Source organism: Bordetella petrii (genome assembly GCF_017356245.1).
Lineage (GTDB): Bacteria > Pseudomonadota > Gammaproteobacteria > Burkholderiales > Burkholderiaceae_B > Bordetella_A > Bordetella_A petrii_D.
The window spans coordinates 3,054,681-3,067,698 of sequence record NZ_JAFMZZ010000001.1 but is presented as its reverse complement, the minus strand read 5'-3'; the positions used below and the strand labels follow the sequence as shown (position 1 = coordinate 3,067,698).

Below are 13,018 nucleotides of genomic sequence, written 5' to 3'. Positions count from 1 at the left end.
GTCGTGGGATACGGTACAGGGTTCTTCTGGCGTCGCAGCGGGCTGGCGCGAGCGCCTTGGCTTCACGGTGCCGTCCGGGCGCCCTGCGCGCCCGGGCCCGGCCCCGAGGCGCCGCGGCGCTCGCGCCAGCCCGCCGCGACTCGCAGATGAGCAATTCCGATGCCGGCGGGAAGGCCTGGGTGCTTGCATTCTTGGGGGCGGCCGCCGAGAAGAAGAAAAGAGTGCGGGGCCGCCCCTCCAGGCCGCCCAGCGCGGCCTGGAGGGGCATTCGATGGTGCCGGCCCTGGGCCGTGAAAGCGGTTAAAACGCGCGGGGCGCTCGGGCGGCGCCGTGAAGCCAAGGTGATCCCGTCAACCCGCTACGACGCCAGAAGAATGCAGTACCGTTCCCGCCAAAACGCAGCCAAGTCTCACAATACAAAGCGGCTGATGGCCACTCCGGCCCAGACGGCGATGGTGAAGAGCAGCATCAGCATGACGGCCGCGCTGCCCAGGTCTTTGGCGCGGCCCAGCAGGGTGTGCGTTTCTACCGATAGTGCGTCGGCCAGGGCTTCGACCGCGGAATTCAGCAGTTCCACCACCAGCACCAGGATCACCGACGCGATCAGGATGAAGACCTCGTCGGTGGTGCGCCCCAGGAAGAATGCTGCCGGGATCAGCAGGATCGCCAGGACCAGTTCCTGGCGGAAAGCGGCTTCGTACCGGATGGCGGCGCGCAGGCCCTGCAGCGAATAGCGCAGGGCGTTCAGGATGCGGCGCAGACCGCCTGTGCTCTTGTACGGAGAAGGGTGCGGAGTGTGGGGCATGAAAAGAGAACCTGGATGTGGCGCGTCGTTTTTAACAGATTCGCGTTGCCGCCGTGGCGGGCCGGGGCCGGCGCAGGCCGTTGGCGGGCCTAGCGGAAACCCTAATTGTGAGGCTTGCCGGGCCGGGCGCAAGATGCGGCAAAATGGTAAGGCCACTTTACCTTTTAACCGCTTTCATCCATGCCCTTCCAGCCCATCGAACCCCGCCGCCTGTACCGCCAGATTGCCGACCAGCTGCGGGTGCTGATCCAGGCCGGCGAATTCCCGGTCGGCGCGCGCCTGCCGCCCGAGCGCGACCTGGCACTGAAGCTGGGCGTATCGCGGCCGTCCGTGCGCGAAGCGCTGATCGCCCTGGAAGTCGAGGGCCTGGTCGAAGTCCGCATGGGGTCGGGCATCTATGTGCGCAGCCGCGACGCGGCCGACAGCGTGGTGGCCGAAAGCCCGCTGGAAACCATCCGCGCCCGGCAACTGGTAGAAGGCGAGCTGGCGGCCCAGGCGGCCGAACTGGCCCAGCCGGCCCAGGTGTCGGGCCTGCGCGAAGCGCTGCAGGCCATGCAGGAAGAGGCCGCGGCCGGACAGGTGCCCATCCAGGGCGACCGCCTGTTCCATCTGCGCATTGCCGAAATCGCCAACAATTCGGTGCTGCTGCGGGTGGTGGGCGAACTGTTCGACGAACGCCACAACCCGCTGTCGGTCAAGCTGGGCGACTACTTCGAGAACCCCGCCAGCTGGAAGGCCGCCATCGCCGAACACGGCAAGGTCATCGAGGCTATCGCGGCCGGCGACGCGGCGCGCGCGCGCGCCGCCATGCGGCACCACCTGTCCTGCTCGCACGACCGCCTTACCGCCAACTGGGCGCCCGCGTCCGACAAGGTGAAAGCATGAGCCTGGCCTGCAAGATACACGGCGCCCGCGACCTGCGCCTGGAAGCCGACGACGACGCGCCGCTGGCGCCGCACGATGTCGAGCTGCGCCTGGGCGCGGCGGGCATCTGCGGCTCGGACCTGCACTATTACCTGCATGGCCGCGTCGGCGCCTTCGTCATCCGCGAGCCGCTGATTCCCGGCCACGAGGCCTCGGGCGTGGTGCTGCGCACCGGCAGCGCGGTTACGCGCGTGCAGCCCGGCATGAAGGTGGCCATCAATCCGTCGCACCCGTGCGGCCAATGCGATTACTGCCGCGCCGGGCGCGACAATCTGTGCCGCAACATGCGCTTCCTGGGCAGCGCCAGCATCTATCCGCACGTGCAGGGCATGTTCCGCGAACGCTTTGTCATGGGCGAACGCCAGCTGACGCCGGTGCACGAAGACATTTCGCTGGGCGAGCTGGCCTGTGCCGAGCCGCTGTCGATCGGGCTGCACGGCGTGAACCGCGCCGGCCCGCTGCTGGGCAAGACCGTGCTGGTGACGGGCGGCGGCACCATCGGCTGCATGACGGTCATCGCCGCCCGGCTGGCCGGCGCCGCGCGCGTGGTGGTGGCCGACATCGCCGACCGGCCGCTGCAGATGGCCCGCCAGGTCGGCGCCGACGACACGCTGCGCTCGGACCAGGCCGCGGCCGCGGACCTGGCCGATATCGCCGACATCGCCATCGAGGCCGCGGGCAGCCCGGCCGCCCTGGGCACCTGCCTGGCCGCGGCGCGCCGCGGCGGGCGCATCGTGCAGGTGGGCACGCTGCCCGCCGAGGGCATGGCCTTTCCCGCCAACAACATCATGGCGCGCGAACTGGATTACGTCGGCGCCTTTCGCGCCGGCATCGAATTCGACTGGGCCGTCTCGTTCCTGCGCACGCGCCGGGTCGACGTGCGGCCGTTGATGAGCGCGCAATTGCCGCTCGAGCGCGCGGCCGAGGCCTTCGAACTGGCGGCAGACCGCACGCGCAGTACCAAGGTGCAGCTTGTATGTGAATCCTGACCACCACCAAGGGCAGCGGCAACCATAACAAACCACGCCGCCACCTGCTCAACCTCAAGAGAGGAGACAACGATGAAGCAAGGCAATGCCGTCAAGGCGCTACTGGCCGCCGCCGTCCTGGCCGTGTCGGGCAGCGCGCTGGCCCAGACCAAGCTGAAGTGGGCGCACGTGTACGAGACATCCGAGCCGTTCCATACCAGCTCGGTGTGGGCGGCAAAAGAAATCGAGAAACGCACCAACGGCCGCTATCACATCGATGTATATCCGGCATCGCAGCTGGGCAAGGAAAACGACATCAACCAGGGCCTGACGCTGGGCACGGTGGACATCATCATTTCCGGCTCCAGCTTCGCCGCCAAGAGCTTCCCGCGCATCGGCGTCACCTACTATCCCTATACCTTCCGCGGCCCCGAGCACTTGCTGGCCTACACCAAGAGCGACATCTACAAGACCCTGACCCAGGGTTACCAGGAAAAGAGCGGCAACCACATCGTCGCCACCACCTACTACGGCACGCGCCACACCACCTCGAACCGCGCCTTCACCACCTGCCCGGAAATGCAGGGCCTGAAGATGCGAGTGCCCGATGTGCCGGCCTACCTGGCCATGCCGCGCGCCTGCGGCGCCAATACGTCGCCCATCGCGTTCGCCGAGGTCTACCTGGCGCTGCAGAACGGCACGGTCGAGGCCCAGGAAAACCCCCTGACCACCATCGAGGCCAAGAAGTTCTACGAGGTGCAGAAGAACATCGTGCTGACCGGGCACATTGTCGACCACCTGAATACCGTCATCTCGGGCAAACTGTGGAAGAGCCTGTCCGAAGAAGACCGCAAGATTTTCTCCGAGGTGGCCCAGCAGGCCGCGGCCACCGCGTCGGTCGAAGTCGCCAAGCGCGAGAAAGAACTGGTCGAGGTGTTCCGCAAGAAGGGCTTGAACGTGGCCGAAGTCGATACCGCCGCGTTCCGCGACACGGTGCTGAAGAAAGTGCCGTTCGAGCAGTACGGCTATGAAAAGGCCGACTGGGACGCGATCCAGGCGGTCAAGTAGTCCGCCGGCGGGGCCGCCGCGCGCGGCCCCGGCTGTCCGCAACCGACAGGGGGAACGCATGCACGTCAATACCGGGGCCGGCTCGCCGGCCATGGCCCAATACCGCGGCGGCGACGGCGCCGCCGGCGTCGAATCGCATGAGACAACGGTCGAGTCGATCGTCCACAGCTTTGAAGAAGCCGACCAGCACCAGGACACGGACCTGTCCGGCTACGCCTTCGAAGACTGGTTCTGCCTGGCCCTGTTCTGGGTCATGGGGGCGCTGGTGTTCCTGCAGTTCTTCACGCGCTATGTGCTGAACAATTCCTTTGCCTGGACCGAAGAGCTGGCCGTCTACGCGCTGATCGGCGTGGTGTTCATGGGCTCGGCCATGTGCGTGCGCGTCTGCCGCCACATCCAGGTCGATTTCCTGTACCGCTACCTGCCCAGGGGGCTCGCCCGCGTGCTGGCCACGCTGATCGACGTGCTGCGCACCGTGTTCTTCGGCTACGCCGTGTGGCTGGTGTACCGCTACATCGAACTGGTGGGGGTGGAACCCATGACCACCATCATGTGGAACAAGGCCTATGTGTACTGGCTGGCGCTGGCCGGCTTCGTGATGATGTTCGCGCGCTCAGTGCAAGTCAGCGTGCAGAGCTGGCGCCAGGGATATTCGTCGCTGGAAAACCCCGCCGCCTATCAAAGCCTGGACTGAAGGCGCGCGCGCCCAAGGAGCCCGTATGGGAATTCTGATCGGAACCTTCCTGCTGTTGATGATCGTGGGCGTGCCGGTGGCCGTGTCCATGGCCGGCGCCTCGCTGTTTTTCGTGCTGTGGTCGGGCAGCGTGCCCGACGTGGTGGTGGCGCAGCGCATGATCGCGGGCGTCGAGTCGTTTCCGCTGCTGGCCGTGCCGTTCTTCATTCTGGCCGGCAACCTGATGAACATCGCCGGCATCACCGGCCGCATCTACAACTTCGCGGTGGCCCTGGTGGGCTGGATGCGCGGCGGCCTGGGGCAGGTGAACATCATCGGCTCGGTGGTGTTCGCCGGCATGTCGGGCACCGCCATCGCCGACGCCGCGGGGCTGGGCACCATCGAGATCAAGGCCATGAAAGACCATGGCTACCAGACTGAATTCGCGGTGGGGGTCACGGCGGCCTCGGCCACGCTGGGGCCCATTTTGCCGCCGTCGCTGCCTTTCGTCATCTACGGCATGATGGCCAATGTGTCGATCGGCTCGCTGTTCCTGGCCGGCGTGGTGCCGGGCGCCGTGCTGACGCTGCTGATGATGTTCACCGTGGCCTACTTCGCCCGCAAGAACAACTGGGGCGGCGATGTGCCGTTCGACTGGAAGCGGCTGGGCGGCGCCTCGATCGAGGTGGCGGTGGTGCTGGCGTTTCCGTTCAGCATCTGGATGATGACCAACCATGGCGTATCCGCCAACATCGCCACGCTAATCGCCTTCGCCGCGCTGCTGGCCGCCGACTGGTACTTCGACTTCTCGGCCGTGATGGCGCTGATGGCGCCGGTGATATTGATAGGCGGCATGACCATGGGGTGGTTCACGCCCACCGAAGCCGCCGTGGCGGCGGTGATCTGGGCGCTGTTCCTGGGCCTGGTGCGCTACCGTTCGATGACGCTGCGCACGCTGGCCAAGGCCTCTTTCGACACCATCGAGACCACCGCGTCGGTGCTGTTCATTGTGACGGCCGCCTCGGTGTTCGCCTGGCTGCTTACCACCACGCAGGCGGCCCAGACGCTTACCGACGCCATCCTGGCGGTCACGCACAACAAATGGGTGTTCCTGCTGCTGGCGAACCTGCTGATTCTGGTGGTGGGCTGCTTCATCGACACCATCGCCGCCATCACCATCCTGGTGCCGATCTTGCTGCCGCTGGTGCTGAAGCTGGGCATCGATCCCATCCACTTCGGCCTGGTCATGACCCTGAATCTGATGATCGGCCTGCTGCATCCGCCATTGGGCATGGTGCTGTTCGTGCTGGCGCGGGTATCCAGGCTGTCGGTCGAGCGGACCACCATGGCGATCCTGCCGTGGCTGGTGCCGCTGTTCCTGGCGCTGATCATCATCACCTACTTCCCCAGCGTCAGCATGTGGCTGCCGGATATGGTCAGCGGACGTTGAACAGGGCGGCAGATCCAGGAGAACCAGGCATGCCAGGCAGATTGCAGGGAAAAACCGCGTTCATTACCGCCGCCGGCCAGGGCATCGGCCGCGCCACCGCGCTGGCTTTCGCGCGCGAAGGGGCGCAAGTGGTGGCCGCCGACCTGAACCCGCGGTCCCTGGCGGGGCTGGAGGGCTGCGCGACGGTCACGCTGGACGTGACCGATGCCGCGGCCGTGGCGCGCGCCGCCGAGGCCGCGGGGCCGGTGGACATACTGTTCAACGGCGCCGGCTTCGTGCATGCCGGCACTATCCTCGACTGCGACGAGCAGGCCTGGGACTTTTCTTTCGACCTGAACGTGCGCGCCATGTACCGGCTGATCCGCGCCTTCCTGCCCGGCATGCTGGCGCGCGGCGGCGGGTCTATCATCAACATGGCCTCGGCGGCATCCAGCGTGAAGGGCGTGCCCAACCGCTTCGTGTACGGAACCACCAAGGCCGCCGTCATCGGGCTGACCAAGTCGGTGGCGGCCGATTTCGTGGGGCAGGGCATCCGCTGCAACGCCATCTGCCCGGGCACGGTCGAATCCCCCTCGCTGCGCCAGCGCATCGCCGAGCAGGCGCGCGCCAGCGGCCAGGCCGAACAGGTTGTCGAAGCAGCTTTCGTCGCCCGCCAGCCCATGGGGCGCATCGGCCGGGCCGAGGAAATCGCCGCGCTGGCGCTGTACCTGGCCAGCGACGAATCGGCCTTCACCACCGGCACGGCCCAGGTCATCGACGGCGGCTGGTCCAACTAGGGCCGGCCGCCACTGGCTTCATTCATTTCTGACAAGGACACTGCATTCCATGAAACTGCTGCGCCATGGCGCCAAAGGCGCCGAGAAACCCGCCCTGGTCGATGCCCAGGGCCATGTGCGCGACCTGTCGGGCACTATCGATGACATCACCGCCGACACGCTGTCTGAAACGGCGCTGGTGCGCCTGCGCGCGCTGGACCCGGCCAGCCTGCCGGTGGTCGAGCAGCCCGGCCGCCTGGCGCCGCCCTGGGCCGGCATGGGCAAGTTCATCTGCATCGGGCTGAACTATGCCGACCACGCCGCCGAATCCGGCCTGCCCGTGCCGCAAGAGCCCGTCATTTTCATGAAGGCCACCAGCGCGCTCATCGGCTGCAACGACCCGGTGGTGCTGCCGCGCGATTCGGTCAAGAGCGACTGGGAAGTGGAGCTGGGCGTGGTCATCGGCCGGCGCGCCCGCTATGTGTCCGAAGCCGACGCGCTGGCGCACGTGGCCGGCTACTGCGTGGTCAACGACCTGTCCGAGCGCGAATACCAGCTCGAGCGGGGCGGCACCTGGGACAAGGGCAAGGGCTGCGACACCTTCGGCCCGGTGGGGCCGTGGCTGGTGACCGCCGACGAAGTCGCCGACCCGCAGGCGCTGGACCTGTGGCTGGACGTCAACGGCCGGCGCATGCAGAACGGCAGCACGCGCACCATGGTGTTCGGCGTGGCCGAACTGGTCAGCTACGTCAGCCGCTTCATGACGCTGAACCCCGGCGACCTGATCAGCACCGGCACGCCGCCCGGCGTGGGTATGGGCCAGAAGCCGGCCCCCGTCTACCTGAAACCGGGCGACACCATGCGCCTGGGCATTGCCGGGCTGGGCGAGCAGCAGCAGCGCGTGCACGCCTGGAACCCGGAACTGATCGACGGCTAGCTTATTCCGGAGCCCGAGCATGGATCCCGCCCCCGATACCCCCGTCATCCGCATCCATCCCGCCGACAACGTCGTGATCGCGCGCCGCCAGCTGGTGGGCGGCACGCCGCTGCCCGGCGAAGGCGTCACCGTGGCGGGGCTGGTGCCGCCCGGCCACAAGGTGGCGGTGCGCGCCATCACCGCGGGCCAGCCGGTGCGCCGCTACAACCAGGTGATCGGGGTGGCGCGGCAGGACATCGCGCCGGGCCAGCACGTGCACACGCACAATCTGGCGTTTTCCGATTTCGAGCGCGACTACGCCGTGGGGCAGGACGCGCACGCCACCGACTACGTGGGCCAGCCGGCCACCTTCGACGGCATCGTGCGGCCGGACGGCCGCGTCGCCACGCGCAACTACATCGGCGTGCTGACCTCGGTGAACTGTTCGGCCACGGTGGCGCGCGCCATCGCCGATCACTTCCGCCGCGACATCCGGCCCGAGGCGCTGGCGGCGTATCCCAATGTGGATGGCGTGGTGGCCCTGACGCATGGCGCGGGCTGCGCCACCGGCAGCGACGGCGAGCCCCTGCGGGTGCTGCGCCGCACGCTGGGCGGCTATGCGCGCCACGTCAATTTCGGCGCGCTGATGCTGGTGGGCCTGGGCTGCGAAACCAACCAGATCGGCGGCCTGATGGAGCAGGAATGCCTGCACGAAAGCGGGCGCCTGCACACCTTCAGCATCCAGGGCACCGGGGGCACGCGCCGCGCGGTGGCGCGCGGCATCGAACTGGTCGAGCAGATGCTGGCGGACGCCAACCGCGTGCAGCGCCAGCCGGTGCCGGCCAGCCACCTGACGGTGGGCTTGCAGTGCGGCGGCTCGGACGGCTATTCGGGCATCAGCGCCAACCCGGCGCTGGGCGCCGCGGTCGATCTGCTGGTGCGCCACGGCGGCTCGGCCATCTTGTCCGAAACCCCGGAAATCTATGGCGGCGAGCACCTGCTGACACGCCGCGCCGCTACGCCCGCCGTCGCCGAAAAACTGCTGGCGCGGCTGCGCTGGTGGGAAGACTACTGCGCCCGCAACGATGCCGAGATGGACAACAACCCGTCGGCCGGCAACAAGGCCGGCGGGCTGACCACCATCCTGGAAAAATCGCTGGGCGCCATCGCCAAGAGCGGCACCACCAACCTGGTCGACGTGCTGGAGTATGCCCAGCCGGTTGCCGCGCGCGGCCTGGTGTTCATGGATACGCCGGGCTACGACCCGGTATCGGCCACCGGGCAGGTGGCCGGCGGCGCCAACCTGATCTGCTTCACCACCGGGCGCGGCTCGGCCTACGGCTGCGCGCCGGCCCCTTCGCTGAAGCTGGCCACCAATACCGAGCTGTGGCTGCGCCAGGCCGACGACATCGACATCAATTGCGGCGAAGTGGTCGACGGCCGCAGCGATGTGCAAGCCATGGGCGAGCGCATCTTCCGCCTGATGCTCGATACCGCTTCGGGCCGCCGCAGCAAGAGCGAGATCCACGGCTACGGGCAGAACGAGTTCGTGCCGTGGCAGCTGGGGGCAGTGATGTAGCGCATGCCGCGCACCACCGGCGCGCGGCGCGGGGCCGCGGCCTTCCATTCATACAGGTTCTTCATGAAGATCAGCAACGCACGTGTCATCGTCTGCAGCCCGGGCCGCAACTTCGTCACCCTGAAAATCGAGACCGACGAGGGGCTGACGGGCATCGGCGACGCCACGCTGAACGGCCGCGAACTGGCCGTGGCCAGCTACCTGGCCGACCACGTGGCGCCCTGCCTGATCGGGCGCGACGCGCACCAGATCGAAGACATCTGGCAGTTCCTGTACCGCGGCGCCTATTGGCGGCGCGGGCCGGTCACCATGTCGGCCATCGCGGCGGTCGACACCGCGCTGTGGGACATCAAGGCCAAGGCCGCCGGCATGCCGCTGTACCAGCTGCTGGGCGGCCAGAGCCGCACCGGCGTCATGGTGTACGGCCACGCCAACGGCCGCGATATCGACGAAACCGTCGACGAAGTGCTGCGCTACCGCGACATGGGCTACCGCGCCATCCGTGCGCAAAGCGGGGTGCCGGGGCTGAACGCGGTATATGGCGTGGGCCGCGGCCGCATGTTCTACGAACCCGCCGACGCCGACCTGCCGTCCGAGCACGACTGGTCCACCGAAAAATACCTGGACCATGCGCCCAGGCTGTTCCAGCGCGTGCGCGACGCGGTGGGCTGGGACACCCACCTGCTGCACGATGTGCACCATCGCCTGACCCCCATCGAGGCGGCGCGCCTGGGCAAATCGCTGGAACCCTACCGCCTGTTCTGGATGGAAGACGCCACGCCCGCCGAGAACCAGGAAGCCTTTCGCCTGATCCGCCAGCACACCGTCACGCCGCTGGCCGTGGGCGAGATCTTCAATACCGTGTGGGACTGCAAAGACCTGATCCAGAACCAGCTGATCGACTACATCCGCACCACGGTGGTCCATGCCGGCGGCATCACGCACCTGCGCCGCATCGCCGACCTGGCGGCGCTGTACCAGGTGCGCACGGGCAGCCATGGCGCCACCGACCTGTCGCCCGTCTGCATGGGCGCGGCGCTGCATTTCGACTTGTGGGTGCCCAACTTCGGCATCCAGGAATACATGCGCCATACCGACCAGACCGACGCCGTGTTCCCGCACGCCTACACCTTCGCCGACGGCATGCTGCATCCGGGCGATGCGCCGGGCCACGGCGTGGACATCGACGAGAAGCTGGCCGCCCGGTATCCGTACCAGCGCGCCTACCTGCCGGTGAACCGGCAGGCCCACGACGGCACCTTGTGGAACTGGTAGCGCGATGGCCGCGCGCCTGAACGCCGCCGGCCTGGCGGCCCTGCCGCCCGGCATCGCGCGCCCCGGCTACGACCGGTCGCGGCTGCGCGCCGGCATCGTGCACCTGGGTATCGGCGCATTCCACCGCGCCCACCAGGCGCCGGTAACCGACCTGGCGCTGGCCGCCAGCGGCGACCTGCGCTGGGGCATCGTGGGAGTGTCGCTGCGCAGCCCCGGCACGCGCGACGCGCTGGCGCCGCAAGACGGCCTGTACACGCTGGCGCTGCGCGATGCCGATGCCACCGGCGCGCCGCGCGAATCGCTGGCCGTGGTGGGAGCCGTGCTGCGCGTGCTGGCGGCGGCCGAAGATCCCGGCGCCGTGCTGGCGCAGATCGCCCATCCGGACACCCGCATCGTCAGCCTGACCGTCACCGAAAAGGGCTATTGCCACGAACCGGCCAGCGGACGCCTGCGCCGCGACGACCCCGATATCGCGCACGACCTGGCGCATCCCGACGCGCCGCGCAGCGCCATCGGCATGCTGACGCACGGCCTGGCGCGGCGCCTTGCCGCGGGGCTGGGCCCTGTGACGCTGCTGTCGTGCGACAACCTGCCGTCCAACGGCGACACGCTGCGCGGGCTGGTGCTGGAATTCGCCCAGGCCCGCGACCCGGTCCTGGGCGGCTGGATCGCCGCGCACTGCACCTTTCCCAATTCCATGGTCGACCGCATCGTGCCGCGCACGTCCGACGCCGACCGCCAGCGCATCGCCGCGCGGCTGGGCCTGGAAGACGCCTGGCCCGTGGTGGGCGAGCCGTTCCTGGAATGGGTAATAGAAGACCGCTTCGCCGCCGGCCGGCCCGCCTGGGACCAGCCCGGCGGGGCGCGCTTCGTGGCCGACGCCGCGCCTTTCGAACGCCTGAAGCTGCGCATGGTGAACGGCCCGCACTCGGCGCTGGCCTACCTGGGCGCATCCGCCGGGCTGGACACCGTCAGCCGGGCTATGGCCGACCCGGCGTTGCGCGGCTACCTGGATGCGCTGATCGGCGAAGAAATCGCGCCCACTCTGCAGGTGGTGCCCGGCATGGATCTGGCGGCCCTGCGCGCGCGCCTGCTGGCCCGCTTTGCCAACCCGGCGCTGCCGCACCGCACCCAGCAGATCGCCATGGACGGATCGCAGAAACTGCCGCAGCGCCTGCTGGGCACCGTGCGCGATCGCCTGCGGGCCGGCGCCGGCTACAGCCGGCTGGCCCTGGCAGTGGCCGCCTGGATGCACTACCTGCGCGGCCGCGACGAGCAGGGCGTGGCCTATCCCATCCAGGACCCGCTGGCCGGCGAACTGCAGGCGCTGCTGGCGCGCGCGGGGCAGGGCGACGATGCCGATGCGCCGCGCGCCCGCGCCCTGGTCGGCTACGCGCCGGTGTTCGGCGACCTGGCGGGGCACGACGGATTCATCGATGCGGTGGCGCGCCACGCCGCCGTGCTGCGGCGGCACGGCGTGCGCGCTGCCGCCCGGGAGGCAGCATGAACGATTCCGACGCAGCCGTGCGCCACTGCCCCGCGCCCGCGCTGCGCGACTGGGCCCGGCGCTGCCTGACCGCCATGGACGTGCCCGACGACGATGCCGCCTGCCTGGCCGACAGCTTGGTGCAGACCAGCCTGTGGGGCGTGGATTCGCACGGCATCGCGCGCCTGCCGCACTACCTGAACCGCCTGGGCCATGGCTCCATCCTGGCGCGGCCCCAGGTGCGCGTGGTGCGCAGCGGGCCCGCCACTGCACAGGTGCATGGCGGGCAGGGCCTGGGCATTGTGGTGGCCCATCGCGCCAACCGGCTGGCCATGGACATCGCCCGTGAAACCGGCGTGGCCGCGGTCGGCGTCAGCGATTCCTCGCATTGCGGCGCGGTCGGCCTGTACAGCCGCGCGGCGGCCGAGGCCGGGCTGGTGGGCGTGGCGTTCACGCATTCCGACGCCATTGCCGCGCCGTTCGGCGGCCACGCGCCGTTCCTGGGCACCAATCCGGTTTCAGTGGCGGTGCCGCGCCAGGACGGGCCGCCCGTGTGCCTGGACATGGCCTCGACCGCCATTCCGTGGAACCGCGTCATGAACGCCCGGCGCGAGGGCCACGCGCTGCCCGCAGGCGTGGCCCTGGACGAAGCCGGGCGCGACGCCACCGACCCGCAGGCGGCGCGCGCCCTGCGTCCGCTGGGCGGCCCGCAGCAGGGCTACAAAGGCTATGGCCTGGCGCTGATGATCGAGCTGCTGTGCGGGCCGCTGAACGGCAACCCCTTCGGACCGCACATCTCGCCCATGTACGAGCAACTGGACAGGGCGCGCCGATTGGGTGCATTCTTTATTGTAATCGACCCCGCGCGCTTTGCGGGCGGCCCGCTGCTTGGCGCCGCGGTCGCGCAAATGGCCGCCGAACTGGCGGCCCAGCCCGGGCAGCCGCGCATGCCGGGCGACCCCGAACAGGCCGCCCAGGCCCGGCGGCTGCGCAGCGGCATTCCTGTCGAGCCCGGCTTGTGGCGGGAATTCCTGCTCTGGAGCGCGCGGCTGCGCACTCCGCCGCCCGGCCTGGCATAGCGCGGCCCGGCGGGCATGGGGCTTGCTGCCCCTTGCGCCA

12 protein-coding genes are annotated in these 13,018 nt (G+C 69.0%); 11 read left to right on the top strand and 1 reads right to left on the bottom strand.

The window, feature by feature from the left end:
• Positions 1–409: 409 nt before the first annotated feature.
• Positions 410–805, bottom strand: a complete 396-nt coding sequence (locus J2P76_RS14780; RefSeq protein ID WP_207408447.1) for a diacylglycerol kinase — start codon at positions 803–805, stop codon at positions 410–412.
• Positions 806–985: 180 nt separating this feature from the next.
• Between J2P76_RS14780 and J2P76_RS14775 the strand changes: the two genes are divergently transcribed.
• The 11 genes from J2P76_RS14775 to J2P76_RS14725 all read left to right on the top strand — a co-directional run bounded on the left by J2P76_RS14775 (position 986) and on the right by J2P76_RS14725 (position 12,978).
• A complete protein-coding gene (locus J2P76_RS14775) occupies positions 986–1,690 on the top strand; it encodes a FadR/GntR family transcriptional regulator (RefSeq protein WP_207408446.1) in 705 nt (234 codons plus the stop codon).
• Positions 1,687–2,718 carry an L-idonate 5-dehydrogenase gene (locus J2P76_RS14770; RefSeq protein ID WP_207408445.1) on the top strand — a complete coding sequence of 344 codons (1,032 nt, stop codon included), beginning with the start codon at positions 1,687–1,689 and terminating at the stop codon, positions 2,716–2,718. Before J2P76_RS14775 ends, J2P76_RS14770 begins: the two co-directional genes overlap by 4 nt.
• Positions 2,719–2,790: 72 nt before the next feature.
• Positions 2,791–3,765, top strand: coding sequence for a sialic acid TRAP transporter substrate-binding protein SiaP (locus J2P76_RS14765; protein WP_207408444.1), 975 nt, complete (start codon positions 2,791–2,793; stop codon positions 3,763–3,765).
• Between the two features lie 58 nt (positions 3,766–3,823).
• Entirely contained in the window at positions 3,824–4,459 is a 636-nt protein-coding gene (locus J2P76_RS14760) for a TRAP transporter small permease (protein WP_207408443.1), read from the top strand.
• A gap of 25 nt (positions 4,460–4,484) precedes the next feature.
• Entirely contained in the window at positions 4,485–5,888 is a 1,404-nt protein-coding gene (locus J2P76_RS14755) for a TRAP transporter large permease (protein ID WP_207408442.1), read from the top strand.
• Positions 5,889–5,917: 29 nt separating this feature from the next.
• Positions 5,918–6,664, top strand: a complete 747-nt coding sequence (locus J2P76_RS14750) for an SDR family oxidoreductase (RefSeq protein WP_207408441.1) — start codon at positions 5,918–5,920, stop codon at positions 6,662–6,664.
• 49 nt (positions 6,665–6,713) lie between these two features.
• Positions 6,714–7,580, top strand: a complete 867-nt coding sequence (locus J2P76_RS14745) for a fumarylacetoacetate hydrolase family protein (RefSeq protein ID WP_207408440.1) — start codon at positions 6,714–6,716, stop codon at positions 7,578–7,580.
• 19 nt (positions 7,581–7,599) lie between these two features.
• Entirely contained in the window at positions 7,600–9,138 is a 1,539-nt protein-coding gene (locus tag J2P76_RS14740) for a UxaA family hydrolase (protein WP_207408439.1), read from the top strand.
• Between the two features lie 63 nt (positions 9,139–9,201).
• Positions 9,202–10,413 (top strand): D-mannonate dehydratase ManD, encoded by a 1,212-nt coding sequence (manD, locus tag J2P76_RS14735; RefSeq protein ID WP_207408438.1) that lies wholly within the window; start codon positions 9,202–9,204, stop codon positions 10,411–10,413.
• 4 nt (positions 10,414–10,417) lie between these two features.
• Positions 10,418–11,920 carry a mannitol dehydrogenase family protein gene (locus J2P76_RS14730; protein ID WP_207408437.1) on the top strand — a complete coding sequence of 501 codons (1,503 nt, stop codon included), beginning with the start codon at positions 10,418–10,420 and terminating at the stop codon, positions 11,918–11,920.
• On the top strand, positions 11,917–12,978 hold the full coding sequence (locus J2P76_RS14725; RefSeq protein ID WP_242697375.1) for an Ldh family oxidoreductase: 1,062 nt from the start codon (positions 11,917–11,919) through the stop codon (positions 12,976–12,978). Before J2P76_RS14730 ends, J2P76_RS14725 begins: the two co-directional genes overlap by 4 nt.
• Positions 12,979–13,018: the final 40 nt, after the last annotated feature.